The sequence below is a fragment of the Pseudomonas arcuscaelestis genome (genome assembly GCF_016881005.1).
Taxonomy (GTDB): domain Bacteria; phylum Pseudomonadota; class Gammaproteobacteria; order Pseudomonadales; family Pseudomonadaceae; genus Aquipseudomonas; species Aquipseudomonas arcuscaelestis.
The window spans coordinates 117,607-134,968 of sequence record NZ_JACOPV010000006.1 but is presented as its reverse complement, the minus strand read 5'-3'; the positions used below and the strand labels follow the sequence as shown (position 1 = coordinate 134,968).

The following is a 17,362-nucleotide window of genomic DNA, read 5'->3' as shown; positions in this document are numbered from 1 at the left end:
CCATGAGCGAAGATCGATCGAGCAACGGGCAAAAGTCCTGGCTGGGCAAACTGACCCAGGCTTTTGCCCATGAGCCGAAAAACCGCCAGGAGCTGCTTGAGCTGCTGCGCGAAGCCCACCAGAACAAACTGCTAGACAGCGAGGCACTGACCATCGTTGAGGGCGCCATTCAGGTGGCCGACCTGCAAGTTCGCGACATTATGGTTCCGCGCTCGCAGATGATCAGCATCAAGGCCACTCAGTCGCCCCGCGAGTTTCTTCCGGCGATCATCGACGCCGCGCACTCGCGCTACCCGGTTGTGGGTGAGAGCCATGATGACGTCCTTGGCGTACTGCTGGCCAAAGACTTGCTGCCGTTGATCCTCAAGGAAAACGGCGACAGCTTCAACATCAAGGATCTCCTGCGCCCGGCCACCTTCGTGCCCGAGTCCAAGCGCCTAAACGTGCTGCTGCGCGAGTTCCGCGCCAACCATAACCACATGGCCATCGTCATCGACGAATACGGTGGTGTGGCAGGCCTGGTCACCATCGAAGACGTGCTTGAGCAAATCGTCGGCGACATCGAAGACGAGCACGACGTCGAGGAAGACAGCTACATCAAGCCGCTGCCCAGTGGCGACTTCCTGATCAAGGCGCTGACCCCGATCGAGAACTTCAACGAGTTTTTCGACAGCCAGTTTTCCGACGATGAGTTCGACACCGTGGGCGGCTTGGTGATGAGCGCTTTCGGCCACTTGCCCAAACGCAACGAAACCACCGAAATCGGGCCGTACCGCTTCCGCATTCTCAATGCCGATAGCCGCCGGATACACCTGCTGCGACTGACACCTATCACCCGTTAAGGACAACCATGCGCTGGATCACCCGCCCCGGCTGGCCCGGTAACCTGCTGGCCGTGGCGGCCGGTGCAATCACCACACTGGCCTTGGCGCCGTTCGATATCTGGGCGCTGGCACTGCTGGCGGCCGGACTCTTCTACCTCGGCTTGCGCGAGCTGACGCCACGTCAGGCCCTGGGCCGTGGTTGGTGCTTCGGCTTCGGCCTGTACGCCGCCGGAACCAGCTGGATCTATGTCAGCATCAACACCTACGGGGGTGCGACGCCAATTCTGGCGATCGGCCTACTCGTAGCATTCTTTGCTGCAATAGCCTGGTTTTTCGCCCTGCCAGCCTGGATCTGGGCGCGCTGGCTGCGCCGCAATGAAGCCCCCCTGGCCGATGCTTTGTGCTTCGCCGCTTTGTGGGTGGGCCAGGAAGCGTTTCGCGGCTGGTTCCTTACCGGTTTCCCATGGCTCTATTCCGGTTACAGCCAACTCGACGGACCGTTGTCTGGCCTGGCGCCAGTAGGTGGCATGTGGCTGATTTCCTTCTGCCTGGCGCTGACCGCTGCACTGCTTTGCAACCTGCCGCGCTTGCGTGCACGCAAATCGTTCCTGGCGGTGGCCATCGTTCTGCTGCTAGCACCTTGGGGTGCGGGCCTGGCGCTCAAAGACCACGCCTGGACTCAGCCGGCCGGCAAGCCCCTGACGGTTGCGGCCCTGCAAGGTAATGTCGAGCAAGAACTGAAATGGAACCCCGAGCACGTCAACGCCCAATTGGCGCTGTACCGGGACATGAGCTTCAGCTCCAAGCCTGTCGATTTGCTGGTCTGGCCGGAAACCGCCGTACCGATTCTCAAGGACCAGGCCCAGGGCTACCTGGACATGATGGGCAGCTTCGCAGCCGACCGTCACTCAGCGCTGATCACCGGCGTGCCGATAAGGGAAGTGGTGCATCAGCAGCGCCGCTACTACAACGGCATCACCGTTACCGGTGAAGGCGACGGTACCTACCTCAAGCAGAAGTTGGTGCCGTTCGGTGAGTACGTGCCGCTGCAGGACATGCTTCGTGGTGTGATCGCTTTCTTCGACCTGCCCATGTCGGACTTCGCCCGCGGCCCTGAAGACCAGCCACTGCTACAGGCCAAGGGTTATCAGATCGCACCGTACATTTGCTACGAAGTGGTCTACCCGGAGTTCGCCGCAAGCCTTGCAGCCCGTAGCGATATCCTCCTGACCATCAGCAACGACACCTGGTTCGGCACCTCGATCGGCCCGCTGCAGCATTTACAGATGGCGCAGATGCGCGCGCTGGAGGCAGGCCGCTGGATGATTCGTGCCACCAACAACGGCGTCACCGGCCTGATCGATCCATTCGGGCGCATCACCGCGCAGATTCCGCAGTTTGAACGCGGCATCCTCTACGGTGAAGTGGTTCCAATGCAGCAACTTACGCCGTATCTGCAGTGGCGCTCATGGCCCCTGGTGATAGTCAGCGTGCTGCTGCTGGGCTGGGCCCTGCTGGCCAGCCGGATCGCCAAGACCGTCTAGTAGAACAGCCGATACCCGAGCAGGCCGACTGCTTCATTAAGCAGTTGGCCGTTCTGCCACATCGCCTTGCTTTCCGGCAGCCAACCGCCAAATGGTCGGGCATGATCGCGCCCCAGGAAGCCGACCGGTGCCGGCACCACCGCAAACCCCGCCTGCTCGAAACTCCAGCGCGAACGCTGCATGTGCCAGGCCTGGGTCACGACAACCACCCGTTTTATACCTTGGGGCAACAGAATCCCTGCGCTCATCTGCGCATTCTCCCACGTAGTACGGCTGCCCTCCTCCTTCCAGCGCACACTCACGCCCAGGTCGCGCTGCAGCGCCTCGGCCATCAGTTGCGCCTCGCTGGGCGGGGTGCCGTAGTGCAAACCACCGCTGGTCAGCAATGGCAAACCCGACGCCTTGGCCAACTGCGCGGCATAGCGCATACGCTCCATGGCAACCCCAGTAGGCTGGTCACTGCCCCAGGCGGGATCGCCACGCTCTCGTCCCGCGCCAAGAACGACAATGGCATCGGCATGCTCAGCCAGGCTCGCCCACTGCTCCTGGCTCAAGGCAGGCTCGGTTTCCAGTAGACGCGCGGAACGCTCGACGACGATCGGCAGGCTCATGACCCACAAGCCACCCAACCCCAGAACAAAGCACAGCGCAGACAACCGCGGCCAGGACCGGCGCAGCCACCAGGCTGCGATCAGCAACAGGAACAGTACGCCGGGCGGCAGGATCAATTGTTTGATCAAGTATCGAATAGGCACAGGTCACCTCCATGGAGGTGCGCAGCCTAAGAGGATCGGCACCTGGCAACAATAGCCAGATGCCGATCATCCTGGTTTTCGAAGGGGCGCACTCCGTATTGCGCCTGGGAATCCGAACGGCTATTTGAACTGCGCCGCCCTGGATTTTGCCGTCGTGGTGGAGCGGGTCTTGTCCTTGAGCCAGACAACTCTGGCCGAAGACGGCGGCTCCGCTGGTAGCTGTGCGCCAGCGCATCCATGCCTAGCCCCTGGAAGGGAGTCCAGATAGGCTTTGATCACATCGAATTCAGCGCGGCTAAGGCCACGCAATTCCAATTCAGCAGGCATTTCATCGCGTAACCGAACGGAGGTTCTGGCGACATCCAGAGCAAGCCCTAAACGATCGATCAGCCGTTCGTAAAGCTCAGGTTTCGCTGCTTGTAACTGCGACTCTCCCATCCGTTCACCTCATTGAAGATAAAATATCTCCCCCCACAAGTGAGCTTAGCGTCACTCGCAAAAGCAGCCGATCGCTGCGACCAACGGCCCGCAGCGGCTCTGGCAGTGCAATCAGGGTTTCCCTCGGTGGACGGCGGTCATGTATGCTAGGTCGTTCACCCTTTTGACACCGGATTGCCGATGCAGCGGTTTTCCCGCTGCCTGGATAAGGTCTCCCATCTCTAAGCGCAAAGTAGCCATGCACGAACTCTATCAGCCCCGTGAAATCGAAGCCGCCGCCCAATCGTACTGGGACGAGCAAAAGTCTTTTGAAGTCAGTGAACAGCTAGGCAAGGAGTCGTACTACTGCCTATCGATGTTCCCGTACCCAAGCGGCAAGCTACACATGGGCCACGTGCGCAACTACACCATTGGCGACGTTATTGCCCGTTACCAGCGCATGCTGGGCAAGAACGTCCTGCAACCAATGGGCTGGGACGCCTTCGGCATGCCGGCTGAAAACGCCGCGATGAAAAACAACGTCGCGCCGGCCAAGTGGACTTACGAAAACATCGACTACATGAAGACCCAGCTCAAGAGCCTGGGCCTGGCCTTCGACTGGTCGCGCGAAGTCACCACCTGCAAACCTGATTACTACCGCTGGGAACAGTGGCTGTTCACCCGCCTGTTCGAAAAAGGCGTTATCTACCGTAAAAACGGTACCGTGAACTGGGATCCGGCTGACCAGACCGTACTGGCCAACGAGCAGGTAATCGATGGCCGCGGCTGGCGTTCGGGCGCGCTGATCGAGAAGCGCGAAATCCCGATGTACTACTTCAAGATCACCGACTACGCCGACGAGCTGCTGGAAAGCCTCGACGAGCTGCCGGGCTGGCCTGAACAGGTCAAGACCATGCAGCGTAACTGGATCGGCAAGTCCCGCGGCATGGAAGTACAGTTCCCGTACGATCAGGCCAGCATCGGCCACGCCGGGGCACTGAAGGTTTTCACCACCCGTCCGGACACCCTGATGGGCGCCACCTACGTGGCCGTTGCCGCCGAGCACCCTCTGGCTACCCAAGCTGCTCAGGGCAACCCGCAGTTGCAAGCCTTCATCGATGAATGCAAAAGCGGCAGCGTCGCCGAAGCCGACGTCGCCACCCAAGAGAAGAAGGGCCTGGCCACTTCGCTGTTCGTCGAGCACCCTTTGACCGGCGAAAAACTGCCGGTATGGGTCGCCAACTACGTACTCATGCACTACGGCGACGGCGCAGTAATGGCTGTTCCCGCCCACGACGAGCGTGATTTCGAGTTCGCCAAAAAGTACAACCTGCCGCTCAAGGCCGTGGTTCGCACCAGCCTGGGCGATGAAGTGGCTGCCGAGTGGGATGCCGCCTGTGGTGAACACGGCGTGCTGATCAATTCCGGCGAGTTTGACGGCCTGGACTTCCCGGGCGCGTTCGACGCCATCGAAGTAGCACTGATCAAGAAAGAGCTGGGCAAGTCGCGCACCCAGTTCCGCCTGCGCGACTGGGGCATCAGCCGCCAGCGCTACTGGGGCTGCCCGATCCCGATTGTCCACTGCCCATCCTGCGGTGATGTACCGGTGCCTGAAGACCAGTTGCCGGTCATCCTCCCGGAAAACGTGGTACCGGACGGTGCAGGCTCGCCATTGGCACGCATGCCGGAGTTCTACGAGTGCAGCTGCCCGAAATGCGGCACGCCAGCCAAGCGCGAAACCGACACCATGGACACCTTTGTCGAGTCGTCCTGGTACTTCGCTCGCTACGCCTCGCCAAACTACGAGGGCGGCCTGGTCGATCCAAAAGCAGCCAACCACTGGCTTCCGGTAGACCAGTACATCGGTGGTATCGAACACGCCATCCTGCACCTGCTCTATGCACGCTTCTTCCACAAGCTCATGCGTGATGAAGGCCTGGTTACTTCCAACGAGCCATTCAAGAACCTGTTGACCCAGGGCATGGTCGTCGCCGATACCTACTACCGCGTCGCCAGCAACGGCGGCAAGGACTGGTTCAACCCGGCTGACGTAGAAGTAGAACGTGACGCCAAGGCCAAGATCATCGGCGCCCGCCTGAAAACCGACGGCCTGCCTGTCGAGATCGGCGGCACCGAGAAGATGTCCAAGTCCAAGAACAACGGCGTTGACCCGCAGGCGATGATCGAAGCCTACGGCGCCGACACTTGCCGACTGTTCATGATGTTCGCGTCGCCACCCGACATGAGCCTGGAATGGTCCGACTCCGGCGTCGAAGGCTCCAACCGCTTCCTGCGCCGCGTCTGGCGCCTGGCTCAGGCCCATGTCACTCAAGGCCTGCCGGACAAGCTGGATATCGCTGCGCTGGACGACGACCAAAAAGTGATTCGCCGTGCCATTCACGCGGCCATCAAGCAGGCCAGCACCGATGTCGGTCAATTCCACAAGTTCAACACCGCCATCGCCCAGGTGATGACCCTGATGAACGTGCTGGAAAAAGCCCCGCGAGCCAGCGAACAGGACCGCGCCCTGGTACAGGAAGGTCTGGAAACCGTCGCCTTGCTGCTGGCGCCGATCACCCCGCACATCAGCCATGAGCTGTGGCACCGCCTGGGCCACCAGGGTGCAGTCATTGACGCTGGCTGGCCAGCAGTGGATGAAAGCGCCTTGGTCCAGGACAGCATCGTGCTGGTCATCCAGGTCAACGGCAAGCTGCGTGGTCAAATCGAAATGCCGGCTGCGGCAAGCCGCGAAGAAGTCGAAGCCGCTGCCCGCAGCAACGAAAACGTGCTGCGCTTCACCGAAGGCCTGAGCATCCGCAAGGTCATCGTGGTACCGGGTAAGCTGGTTAACATCGTCGCCAACTGACAGGACAACCGGCCCGCATGAACAGCGGGCCGGTACACAGAATCGGCCCACAAGGGAGCAACAAGATGATCAAACGCAATTTGCTGGTAATAGGCCTGGCGGTAATGCTCAGCGCCTGCGGTTTCCAGCTGCGTGGTACTGGCACCAGTGAACTGACCATCAAGGAACTGGACGTAAGCGCGCGTAACGCCTATGGCGAAACCGTGACCCAACTGCGTCAGGCCCTGAAAAACAGCGGCGTGAACGTCTACGCTGGCGCACCGTACAAGCTGGTCTTGACCAACGAAGCCGAAACTCAGCGCGCAGCCACCTACACGGGCGGTTCGGGAAGTGCCGAGTATGAGCTGACAACAGTACTCAGCTACAGCATCAATGGTCTCAATGACACCAACTTGCTCAACGACAAGCTCGAAGTGCGCAAGATCTACGTGTATGACGGCAACAACATCACCGGTGGTGACCAGGAAGCTTCGCAAACCCGCGAAGAAATGCGCCGCGACCTGGTGCAGAACATGCTGGTACGCCTGCAACTGTTGACCCCAGCCCAGCTGGACCAACTGCAAGTGGAAGCCGACGCACGCGCCAAGGCTGAAGCCGATGCCCTGGAAGCGGCCCGCCGCGCCCAGGACGAAACGCCCCAGCAGTCGCCACTGCAACTGCCCGTCAACTGAGTCTGAACGGGGCACTTCGGTGCCCCGCCTGCCGCCATGAAACTCGCCCCAGCCCAGCTCAACAAACACCTGCAAGGTAACCTCGCACCGGTCTATGTGATCAGTGGCGATGATCCTTTGCTGTGCCAGGAAGCCGCAGATGCCGTGCGTGCTGCTGCGCGCCAGCAAGGGTTCGATGAGCGCCAGGTGTTCAGTGCCGACGCCAACTTCGACTGGGGCACCCTGCTCCAGGCCGGTGCCAGCTTGTCGTTGTTCGCCCAGCGCCGTCTTCTGGAGCTGCGCCTGCCTTCGGGCAAGCCCGGAGACAAGGGCGCCGCAGCACTGATCGAGTATTGCTCACGCCCCGCAGAAGACACCTTGCTGCTGATCAGCCTGCCCAAGCTTGATGGCAGCGCGCAGAAAACCAAGTGGGGCAAGGCGCTGGTCGAGGGTCAGCAGGTTCAGTTCATCCAGATCTGGCCTGTAGACACCCAGCAGTTACCTCAATGGATCAATCAGCGCCTGGCGCAGGCTGGACTGTCAGCCCAGCGTGATGCCGTGGACCTGATTGCGGCGCGGGTGGAAGGCAACCTGCTGGCAGCGGCGCAGGAAATCGAAAAGCTCAAGCTGCTGGCCGAAGGCAACCAGATCACCGTCGAGACCGTCCAAGCCGCGGTGGCCGACAGTGCTCGCTTTGACGTTTTCGGTCTTGTCGATGCCATTCTCAATGGCGAAGCCGCGCATGCCCTGCGCATGCTCGAAGGCCTGCGCGGCGAAGGTGTCGAACCACCGGTGATTCTCTGGGCCCTGGCCCGGGAACTGCGCCTGCTGGCGGGTCTGTCCCAGCAATACAGCCAGGGCGTGCCACTGGACAAAGCGTTCAGCCAGGCTCGACCGCCGGTCTGGGACAAGCGCAAACCGCTCATGAGCAAAGCACTGCAACGCCACTCGGCGCAACGCTGGAGCCAACTGCTGCAAGATGCCCAGCGCATCGATGCGCAAATCAAAGGCCAGGCCCAAGGCTCCCCCTGGACCAGCCTGAGTCGATTGTCGCTACTGATGGCCGGGCAGCGCTTGCCACTACCAGCAGAGTGACATCATTCCTGCCCTGCAGGAGCAGGCTTGCCCCGCAACACGTTCGCCCCTATATTGCCCCCAAGCCCACCCCCAAAGGATTTCTGCCATGAGCAAAAAGTCCCGGCCCAACAAGGCCAAATCAATCATCGCCCAGCCTCTGTTCCGCAGCCGCCAGGAACGACCAGGCAAAGGCAAAGGCAGCTACCGCCGCGAAGCCTTCCAATCGAGAGATTGGGAGGCTTCTTACTTTTTGGTTGCATAAAAGCAAGATTTCGACAGGCATGGTATGGTCGGCACCTGACCTGAAATACCTGGAACTGTGCATGCCCTTTTGTCTTTCCCGTCGCTGGCAGCCTCGCCAGCTGATTGCTGCCTCCAGCCTCATCCTGCTTGTCGCCTGCGCGGAAAAACCCACCGCCGCCGATGCGCTACCGCTGGCCCCTGCCCAGCCGGCACCGGTTGTGACCGTGCCGAATCCGGCTGTCGACACCAGCACCGAAATTCAACCGTTACAAACCTTTGCCCAATGGCAAGCGGGCTTCCGTCAGCAAGCCCTGCAGGCGGGTATCAACCCCAGCACATTTGACCGCGCCTTCCTCGGCGTCACGCCCGACATGGACGTGATCAAGGCCGACCGCAGTCAGCCAGAATTTACCCGGCCCGTGTGGGAATACCTCGACGGCGCGTTGTCGCCCCTGCGCGTACGCAACGGCAAAAGCCTGCTGGGTAAAAACGACGAGCTGCTGGGCCAGATCGAACAACGCTATGGCGTAGACCGCAACGTACTGGTCTCGGTATGGGGAATGGAAAGCAACTTCGGCCAGTTCCAAGGCAGCAAATCGGTGATCCGATCCCTGGCAACCCTGGCCTACGAAGGCCGGCGCCCCGCCTTTGCCCAGGCGCAGCTGATTGCCGCACTGCAGATTCTGCAGAACGGCGACATCCAGCCTGACGCGATGAAAGGCTCATGGGCCGGTGCCATGGGACAAACCCAGTTCATCCCAACCACCTATAACACCCATGCCGTGGACTTTGACGGCGACGGGCGCCGCGATATCTGGAGCAGCTCTGCCGACGCCCTGGCCTCCACCGCGCACTACCTGCAAAGCTCGGGCTGGAAACGTGGTGAGCCCTGGGGCTTTGAAGTGCAGTTGGCGCCGGGCTTCGACTACTGGTTGGCCGATGGGGCACAACGCAAAACCGTTTCAGAGTGGATGCAACTGGGGCTGAAGCTACCTGTAGGCACTACCCTGCCAGCCGGTAGCGAACAGTTGTCGGCCGCCCTCCTGCTTCCGGCGGGCTATCGCGGCCCGGCGTTCCTGGTGCTGGATAACTTCCGCGCCATCCTCAAGTACAACAACTCGTCTTCGTACGCCATGGCGGTCGGCCTGCTTAGCCAGCGCTTCGATGGCTCCGGCTACATTGCGGGCAGTTGGCCCAAGGATGACCTGCCTCTAAGCCGTAGCGAGCGCGTCGACTTACAGACGCTGCTTAGCGCCAAAGGCTACGACGCCGGTAGCGCCGACGGTATCATCGGCGCCAATACCCGCAAGGCCATCCGCAACGCTCAGCAGGCAATGGGCTGGCCGGCCGATGGCTACCCGACGCATAAGCTGCTGGAAAGCCTGCATCAGCGTTGAGTCATGAGCGCGGGGCAAGCCCACTCCTATAGAGGTTATCTACCTCTACGGGAGCAGGCTTAGCCCGCGATGGCATTCAAGCGAACAAATCCTGCTTCAGACGCAAGCAGCGCTGATCCGCGTCCAGATACACCTGCGCCCCCAGCGGCAGGGTGATATTGGGGTCGCAATGACCACTGTGCCATCCCGCCAACACAGGAACCTGCAAAGGCTCGAATATTTCCCGCAATAGCGGTGTGAGCATCTGCACGGTCAACCCGGCAAAGTCCCCGACCAGCACCCCGCGCAGCCCTTCGAACTTGCCCGCCAGGCGCAATTGGGTGAGCAGCCGGTCGATGCGGTACAAGGGCTCGTTGACGTCCTCGATGAACAGAATTCCATCCCGGCAATCAAATTCAGCCGGGGTGTTCAAGGTTGCGCTAAGCATCGCCAGATTACCGCCCACCAAGCGCCCTGACGCCGCGCCTGGGAGGACTGCGGTCAAAGGATGGCTCTGTGGATGCTCCAGCTTGTCACCCCGCCTCAAACGCCCGGTGAGCTGTTCGAAAAGTGAGGACACCGTCGGCGCCTGTTTGTTTGCCAACAGTTCAGACTTGAGCATCGCCCCGTGAAAGGTCACGAAGCCGGCATGCCGGGCAATTGCACTGTGTAATGCAGTAATGTCGCTATAACCGACAAAGGGCTTGGGGTGCTTGCGCAGCAATGCGTAATCGAGCTTATCGAGCAAGCGCATGCATCCGTAGCCACCGCGCAGGCAGATGATTGCATCGACATCATCGGCAGCAAAGGCCGCATGCAGGTCCGCCAGGCGCACGGCATCGTCGCCGGCAAGATAACCTTGTGCCTCAGTCACGCCGGGATAAATACGACACTGATAGCCGCGTGCTTCGAACCATAGAATGGCTTTCAACGTGTCGATCTGGGCCGGCCCCGCCGGGGCAATGATCGCGATACGGCCATTGCTCGCCAGTGCTGCAGGCAGCCTGGAATCAGCCCTACACGCATCCGCTTGATGATCTAAAACAGCGTTCACCCAGACAGCTCCTTATCTGAATTTGGCCTTCGACTCTAGCGCGGTTCACTCATGAGTTTAAGGCGCAAAAGTCCCACAAACAAAAATGCCGATGCCGCTCGCAAGCAGGCATCGGCATTGTTCAAAGCCGGGATCAGAGCTTGATCTTGGCCTCATGCGCCTGCTGGTCGGCATGGTACGAAGAACGTACCAAAGGACCGGAAGCGACGTTCTTGAAGCCCATCTTCAGGCCTTCTTCGGCGAACCAGGCGAAGGTGTCTGGATGGACGAAACGCTGTACCGGCAGGTGGCTGCGCGATGGCTGCAGATACTGGCCCAGCGTCAGCATGTCGATGTTGTGCTCGCGCATGCGCTGCATCACTTCGATCACTTCTTCGTCGGTTTCGCCCAGGCCCAGCATCAAGCCAGACTTGGTCGGCACATGCGGTACCAGTTCCTTGAACTTCTGCAGCAGGGTCAGCGACCACTGGTAGTCGGAGCCAGGACGTGCCGCTTTGTACAAACGTGGCACGGTTTCCAGGTTGTGGTTGAACACATCCGGTGGCGTCTCGGCGGTGATCGCCAGGGCTACGTCCATGCGACCACGATAGTCCGGCACCAGGGTTTCCAACTGGACACCCGGCGACAGCGCGCGAATTTCACGGATGCAGTCGGCAAAGTGTTGGGCCCCACCGTCACGCAGGTCGTCGCGGTCCACCGAAGTGATAACCACGTACTTCAAGCGCAGGTCGGCAATGGCGACGGCGAGGTTTTTCGGCTCATCCACATCCAAAGGCTTCGGGCGACCATGGCCAACGTCGCAGAACGGGCAGCGACGGGTGCAGATGTCACCCATGATCATGAAGGTGGCGGTGCCGCCGGAGAAACACTCACCCAAGTTCGGGCAAGACGCTTCTTCGCAGACGCTGTGCAGCTTGTGCTTGCGAAGCAATTGCTTGATGCGGTCGACTTCCGGCGAAACCGGGATACGCACGCGGATCCAGTCAGGTTTCTTCGGCAATTCGTCAGTAGGGATGATCTTTACCGGGATACGCGCGACTTTTTCCGCGCCACGCAGTTTGACGCCTGCCTCGACCTTCGGCCGGGGCGCTGGAGTCACGCTTTGCACTGGTTCTTGCACAACAGTAGTCATATTCAGAAGATTCCGCCCGTAAGGGTCGTCTGCTCAGCATAGTCGAGGTGCTTGACCAGCTGCCCGCGCAGCCTTGCCCTTACCTCAGAGAGTTCGATCGAGCCTGCCTGGTCGCGCAGCTGGGTCATTGCCAGCCCCGCATACCCGCAGGGGTTAATCCGGCGGAATGGCGCAAGGTCCATGTCCACGTTCAAGGCAAGGCCATGAAAAGAACAGCCATTGCGAATCCGCAGGCCGAGGGAGGCGATCTTGGCTCCATCGACGTAGACACCCGGGGCGTCGGCCTTGGCCGCTGCCACGACGTCGTAACTGGCCAGCAACTCGATCAGGCAGCGTTCCATCCGGGAAACCAGATCACGCACGCCAAACCCGAGCCGGCGAACATCCAACAATAAATAAGCCACCAGCTGGCCAGGGCCATGATAAGTCACCTGGCCACCACGATCGGTCTGCACAACCGGGATATCCCCCGGCACCAACAGGTGCTCGGACTTGCCTGCCTGGCCCTGGGTAAACACCGCCGGATGCTCTACCAGCCAGACTTCGTCACCGGTTTGCGGGCCACGCTGATCGGTAAACCGGCGCATGGCCTCAAGCACCGGCTCGTATGGCAACAATCCCAAATCGCGAAAGCCGAGGCTTTTCGACATCAGAGCACCATTTTCACGATGCCGGTGGCACGCAGGGCGCTATTGATGTTGTGTAACTGGTCTTCGCCAGTGGCAACAATGTGCAGTTGCACAGTGGTGTACTTGCCTTCCTTGCTCTGACGTTCAGCCAGGGTCTTGAGATCGACCTCGGCGTACTTTTTCAGGATTTCAATTACCGTGTCTTTGAAATTGACCACGGTGTCACCGATAACCTTGATCGGGTAATCGGCGCAAGGGAATTCGATTTTGTGCGATTTGTCAGCTTCAGTCATGGCAGTAACGGCCTCGTAAGCCGTGGCAACAACAACGCCCCCGCGTGAGTTGGCGGGGGCGTGGCAGGTCACGATATCAGTTGAACAGCCCGTAGAAGAATAGACGAATGCTATCCCACACACGGCCGAAGAAACCAGCTTCCTCAACAGCGTCCAGCGCGATCAGATCAGCGCTGTGTACAACGTTGTCATCCAGTTTGACTTCCACTTTACCGATCACGTCACCTTTGGCGATGGGCGCGGTCAATTGTGGGTTCATGGTCATGCTTGCAGCCAGTTTCTTCAATTGGCCTTTAGGCAAAGTCATGGTCAGGTCTTGAGCCAGACCGGCTTTGACCTGGTTGGCAGCACCCTTCCACACCTGCGCCTGGGCAAGCTCGGTGCCCTTCTGGTAGAAGGTCTGGGTTTCGAAGAAACGGAAGCCATAGGTCAGCAGCTTCTGGGTTTCGGCAGCACGAGCCTGCTCGCTGTTGGTACCGAAGACCACGGCGATCAAACGCATGCCATCACGTACCGCCGAAGACACCATGCAATAGCCGGCTTCGTCGGTGTGGCCGGTTTTCAAGCCGTCGACGGTCTTGTCGCGCCACAGCAGCAGGTTACGGTTAGGCTGCTTGATGTTGTTCCAGAAGAACTCCTTCTGCGAGTAGATCGCATAGTGGGCTGGGTCTTCGTGGATGATTGCGCGCGCCAATACGGCCATGTCGTGTGCCGACGAGTAGTGCTCCGGGTTTGGCAGGCCAGTCGGGTTCATGAAGTGGCTGTTGGTCATGCCCAGATCAGCCGCTGTCTTGTTCATCATGTCGGCGAAGGCGTCTTCGCTGCCGGCGATGTGCTCGGCCAGCGCAACACTGGCGTCGTTACCCGACTGAATGATGATGCCGTGCAGCAGGTCGCTGACGCTAACCTGGGTGCCGACCTTGATGAACATACGCGAACCACCGGTACGCCAAGCGTTTTCGCTGACGGTAACCGGGTCGTTCTCGCCGATCTGCCCGCGACGGATATCCAGGGTCGCGATGTAGGCAGTCATCAGCTTGGTCAGGCTGGCCGGCGGCAAACGCTCGTCACCATTGTTCTCGACCAGGATATTACCGCTGGAAGCTTCCATGAGCACGTAGGACTTGGCTGCCAGTTGCGGCGGCGACGGCATCATCTGCTCTGCCGCGAAGGCGGCAGGTGTGATCATCAGCGGTACAAGCAGGCAAAGGCGTTTGGCAAAGCTGGTTATGTTCATCCGTCTCTCGAAATGGCTAATGAGCTCATGCCCATACGGGCAAAATGTCTTCAGGCGCTGGGCCTTGCGAGCAAAACGACCATTGTACATGGCTGTTCTGCCCGCTTGCATGACAAACCGACCAGTCCCCCCGGTCAGTCTGCCGTCACAACTTTCGGCTGGCCAAGGTTGGCCAGACGCACACTGTCCTGCATCTGCTGGGCTTCGCCCTGGCTATTGATCGGCCCCAGGCGTACCCGGTGCAGGGTCTGCTGATTGCGCACAATCGAGCTGATGAAAACCGGCGCACTGACCATGCCGCTCAACTTGGAGCGCAACAACTCGGCTGCATCCGGGTTGGCAAAAGCGCCGACCTGCAAGTAAAGACCATTACTGGCCTGGGCGCTGTTGCTGGCTACCTGCAACGGCACCACCGCCGCGGCATGTTGTTGCGGCGGTGGCGTCCATTGTTCGACGGTGCCCGTGCTGGCCGACAATGCCTGGGTTTGCGCAACCTGCGGCTGGTCCAGCACCATTGGCGCTTGCTGGCCACGCTGGGCCCACCATTGTTTCGGGTCGATGCCCTCGACGCGCACTCGCGCTGTGCCGGTTTCGGCATAACCGAGCTTTTTCGCGGCGGCATACGACAGGTCGATGATCCGGTCCGAATAGAACGGCCCACGATCGTTGACGCGCAAAACCACACTGCGGTGGTTATCGAGGTTGGTAACCTTGACGTATGCAGGCAGTGGCAAGGTCTTGTGTGCAGCGCTCATACCGTAGAGGTCGTAGACCTCGCCGTTGGCGGTGTTCTGCCCGTGGAACTTGGTGCCGTACCACGAAGCGGTACCTTCGGCGCGGTAATTGCGCGACTCCTGAATCGGGAAGTAAGTCTTGCCCAGCACCGTGTACGGGTTGGCTTTGTAGTTACCGGTGTGCACAGTCGGCGTGGCATCCGGGATCTTGGAGACATCGACATCCCACCACGGTGCGCCATCCTTGTGGGCACGGTTGATGTCCAGGCCCGGCTTGGCGCGCACCACATTATTGGTGCTTTGCGGTGCAGGCTTGCTCGAAGAACAGCTGGCCAGCATCAGGCCCAGGGCCGCACAACCGATCAGTTTGAGAGATGTATCAGAAAACAATACGCGCATTACTTGGCGCCCCGTGCTTGAACCAGCAGGTCCGATAGCTGATGTACCGCCATCGCGTACATTACGCTGCGGTTGTAGCGAGTGATCGCGTAGAAGTTTTTCAGGCCCAGCCAGTATTCAGGGCCGTTCTCACCTTCAAGCCGGAAAGCGGTGACCGGCAGATCATCGCGCAGCGCATCATGACTTGACCAGCCCAGTGCCCGCAACTCTGCAACTGTCTTGACCGCCTCGATTCCGGGAGTCAGCCCCTCATCGACACGCGAACCACTGGCGGTGGCACGGCTTACAACCTGCTCACCGGCAACCCATCCATGGCGCTTGAAGTAGCTGGCAACACTGCCGATGGCGTCGTCCGGGTTGTTCCAGATATTAATGTGACCGTCGCCATCAAAGTCCACGGCGTAGGCGCGAAAGCTGCTCGGCATAAATTGCGGCAAGCCCATGGCACCGGCGTAAGAGCCCTTCAGGGTCAGCGGATCGACCTGCTCTTCACGGGCCAGCAACAGGTACTCACGCAATTCTTTGCGGAAGAAGTCGGCACGCGGTGGGTAATCGAAGCCCAAGGTGGAGAGCGCGTCGATTACGCGGTAATTGCCGGTGTTTCGACCAAAAAAGGTTTCAACGCCAATAATCGAAACAATCACCTGGGCCGGAACACCGTATTCCTGTTCGGCACGCGCCAGCGTCGCCTCGTGCTGACGCCAGAAGTCCACTCCACGCGCCACACGGGCATCGGTGAGGAACATCGGGCGATAGTCTTTCCAGGGTTTTACCCGCTCGGCCGGACGAGAGATGGCATCAAGGATCGACTGCTTACGCTTGACCTCGCGAAACACGTCGATCAATTGTTCATCGGCAAAACCATAGTCGCGAGTCATCTGGGCGACAAACTCGGCTACCTGAGGCGATCCGTCATAGTCCCCGGCCGACGCTTGCTGGACACCACCGAGTAGACCTACCAGGCCAACCCAGGGCATACAACGAGCAGCCCAGCCACGCATTGCTTGCATTTAATTCTTCACCTTATTCAAACCTGCGCAATCCATTTGCGATGCGTATGGATCGACATTAAAACTCCAAACGCTGACAGCAGCGTCACCAACGAAGTTCCACCATAACTAATGAAGGGCAGCGGCACGCCCACAACCGGCAACAGGCCACTGACCATACCGATATTGACGAATACATAAACGAAAAAAGTCATCGTCAAGCTGCCAGCCAGCAGCTTGCCGTAGAGGGTTTGCGCCTGGGCGGTAATAACCAGGCCACGACCGATCAGCAACAGGTAGATGAGCAGCAGCGCACAGATACCCACCAAACCAAACTCTTCACCCAACACGGCGATGATGAAGTCGGTGTGGCTTTCCGGGAGAAAGTCCAGGTGCGACTGGGTACCCAGCAGCCAACCTTTGCCAAACACCCCACCCGAGCCGATGGCCGCTTTCGACTGAATAATGTTCCAGCCAGTGCCCAGGGGATCGCTTTCCGGATCGAGGAACGTCAGCACCCGCTGCTTCTGGTAGTCGTGCATGACGAAAAACCACATTGCCACCGCCACCGGTACCGCTGCAGCGATTACGCTGACAATCCAGCGCCAGCGCAGCCCCCCCATGAACAGTACAAAAGCGCCTGAAGCGAGAATCAGCAAGGCGGTGCCCAGATCAGGCTGACGCACGATGAGAATGAACGGCACGCCAATCATGATCAGGCTGATCATGACGTGCTTCAGGTGCGGCGGCAGTGAGCGCTTGGCCAGGTACCAGGCAATGGTCGCCGGCATGATGATCTTCATGAACTCCGAGGGCTGGAAGCGGATTACCCCGGGAATGTTGATCCAGCGCGTAGCGCCCATGGCGTTATGGCCCATGACGTCGACAACCACCAGCAGGATCACCCCGCAGATGTACGCCAGCGGCACCCAACGTGCCATGAATCGTGGCTCCAACTGGGCGATAACGAACATCGAGACCAGGCCGATGCCAAAAGAGCTGGCCTGTTTGAGTAGCAAATCCCAGTTTTTGCCGCTGGCCGAATAAAGGACGAACAGGCTGCCAGCCGCCAAGGTCAGCAGCAGGATCAGCAAGGGGCCGTCGATATGGATGCGCTGAAGGAAGCTGGCGCGACGGCGCATC

At 59.9% G+C, this 17,362-nt stretch carries 17 protein-coding genes; 7 read left to right on the top strand and 10 right to left on the bottom strand.

The genetic code is table 11. From position 1 onward, the window contains the following. Window positions 1-2 precede the first annotated feature (2 nt). The gene (locus H8F21_RS11085) at window positions 3-842 is read left to right on the top strand and encodes an HlyC/CorC family transporter (protein WP_203479800.1); all 840 of its coding nucleotides are present in this window, start codon (window positions 3-5) and stop codon (window positions 840-842) included. Between the two features lie 8 nt (window positions 843-850). Next, a complete protein-coding gene (gene lnt / locus H8F21_RS11080; RefSeq protein WP_203584335.1) occupies window positions 851-2,368 on the top strand; it encodes an apolipoprotein N-acyltransferase in 1,518 nt (505 codons plus the stop codon). Here lnt and H8F21_RS11075 read toward each other — a convergent pair. Then, window positions 2,365-3,123: a YdcF family protein gene (locus tag H8F21_RS11075; protein WP_203479798.1), complete on the bottom strand. Its 759-nt coding sequence runs from the start codon at window positions 3,121-3,123 to the stop codon at window positions 2,365-2,367. The genes lnt and H8F21_RS11075 overlap by 4 nt on opposite strands. A gap of 120 nt (window positions 3,124-3,243) precedes the next feature. Next, window positions 3,244-3,561 (bottom strand): hypothetical protein, encoded by a 318-nt coding sequence (locus H8F21_RS11070; RefSeq protein ID WP_203584334.1) that lies wholly within the window; start codon window positions 3,559-3,561, stop codon window positions 3,244-3,246. Between the two features lie 238 nt (window positions 3,562-3,799). On the opposite strand from H8F21_RS11070, the gene leuS reads away from it, so the two are divergent. The 5 genes from leuS to H8F21_RS11045 all read left to right on the top strand — a co-directional run bounded on the left by leuS (window position 3,800) and on the right by H8F21_RS11045 (window position 9,773). After that, complete coding sequence (gene leuS / locus H8F21_RS11065) at window positions 3,800-6,406, top strand: leucine--tRNA ligase (protein ID WP_203584333.1); 2,607 nt, start codon at window positions 3,800-3,802, stop codon at window positions 6,404-6,406. A gap of 65 nt (window positions 6,407-6,471) precedes the next feature. Further along, window positions 6,472-7,077, top strand: a complete 606-nt coding sequence (locus H8F21_RS11060; protein ID WP_203479795.1) for an LPS-assembly lipoprotein LptE — start codon at window positions 6,472-6,474, stop codon at window positions 7,075-7,077. 36 nt (window positions 7,078-7,113) lie between these two features. Beyond that, the gene (gene holA, locus H8F21_RS11055; protein ID WP_136474341.1) at window positions 7,114-8,151 is read left to right on the top strand and encodes a DNA polymerase III subunit delta; all 1,038 of its coding nucleotides are present in this window, start codon (window positions 7,114-7,116) and stop codon (window positions 8,149-8,151) included. Window positions 8,152-8,239: 88 nt separating this feature from the next. Beyond that, a complete protein-coding gene (gene arfA, locus H8F21_RS11050; protein WP_136474340.1) occupies window positions 8,240-8,395 on the top strand; it encodes an alternative ribosome rescue factor ArfA in 156 nt (51 codons plus the stop codon). Between the two features lie 61 nt (window positions 8,396-8,456). Next, complete coding sequence (locus tag H8F21_RS11045) at window positions 8,457-9,773, top strand: lytic murein transglycosylase (protein ID WP_203584332.1); 1,317 nt, start codon at window positions 8,457-8,459, stop codon at window positions 9,771-9,773. A 76-nt stretch (window positions 9,774-9,849) separates the two neighbouring features. On the opposite strand, the gene H8F21_RS11040 is transcribed toward H8F21_RS11045, so the two are convergent. The 8 genes from H8F21_RS11040 to rodA all read right to left on the bottom strand — a co-directional run bounded on the left by H8F21_RS11040 (window position 9,850) and on the right by rodA (window position 17,361). Then, window positions 9,850-10,806, bottom strand: a complete 957-nt coding sequence (locus H8F21_RS11040; protein ID WP_203479793.1) for a S66 peptidase family protein — start codon at window positions 10,804-10,806, stop codon at window positions 9,850-9,852. A 133-nt stretch (window positions 10,807-10,939) separates the two neighbouring features. Further along, the gene (gene lipA / locus H8F21_RS11035; protein WP_136474337.1) at window positions 10,940-11,938 is read right to left on the bottom strand and encodes a lipoyl synthase; all 999 of its coding nucleotides are present in this window, start codon (window positions 11,936-11,938) and stop codon (window positions 10,940-10,942) included. Between the two features lie 2 nt (window positions 11,939-11,940). Then, window positions 11,941-12,588 carry a lipoyl(octanoyl) transferase LipB gene (gene lipB / locus H8F21_RS11030; protein ID WP_203479792.1) on the bottom strand — a complete coding sequence of 216 codons (648 nt, stop codon included), beginning with the start codon at window positions 12,586-12,588 and terminating at the stop codon, window positions 11,941-11,943. Then, window positions 12,588-12,860 carry a DUF493 domain-containing protein gene (locus H8F21_RS11025; protein WP_038606559.1) on the bottom strand — a complete coding sequence of 91 codons (273 nt, stop codon included), beginning with the start codon at window positions 12,858-12,860 and terminating at the stop codon, window positions 12,588-12,590. Before H8F21_RS11025 ends, lipB begins: the two co-directional genes overlap by 1 nt. A 76-nt stretch (window positions 12,861-12,936) precedes the next feature. Then, window positions 12,937-14,097: a D-alanyl-D-alanine carboxypeptidase family protein gene (locus H8F21_RS11020; protein ID WP_203479791.1), complete on the bottom strand. Its 1,161-nt coding sequence runs from the start codon at window positions 14,095-14,097 to the stop codon at window positions 12,937-12,939. Between the two features lie 134 nt (window positions 14,098-14,231). After that, on the bottom strand, window positions 14,232-15,230 hold the full coding sequence (locus tag H8F21_RS11015; RefSeq protein WP_203479790.1) for a septal ring lytic transglycosylase RlpA family protein: 999 nt from the start codon (window positions 15,228-15,230) through the stop codon (window positions 14,232-14,234). After that, on the bottom strand, window positions 15,230-16,240 hold the full coding sequence (gene mltB, locus H8F21_RS11010; protein WP_203479789.1) for a lytic murein transglycosylase B: 1,011 nt from the start codon (window positions 16,238-16,240) through the stop codon (window positions 15,230-15,232). Before mltB ends, H8F21_RS11015 begins: the two co-directional genes overlap by 1 nt. A 17-nt stretch (window positions 16,241-16,257) precedes the next feature. Then, window positions 16,258-17,361: a rod shape-determining protein RodA gene (gene rodA / locus H8F21_RS11005; protein ID WP_203479820.1), complete on the bottom strand. Its 1,104-nt coding sequence runs from the start codon at window positions 17,359-17,361 to the stop codon at window positions 16,258-16,260. Window position 17,362: the final 1 nt, after the last annotated feature.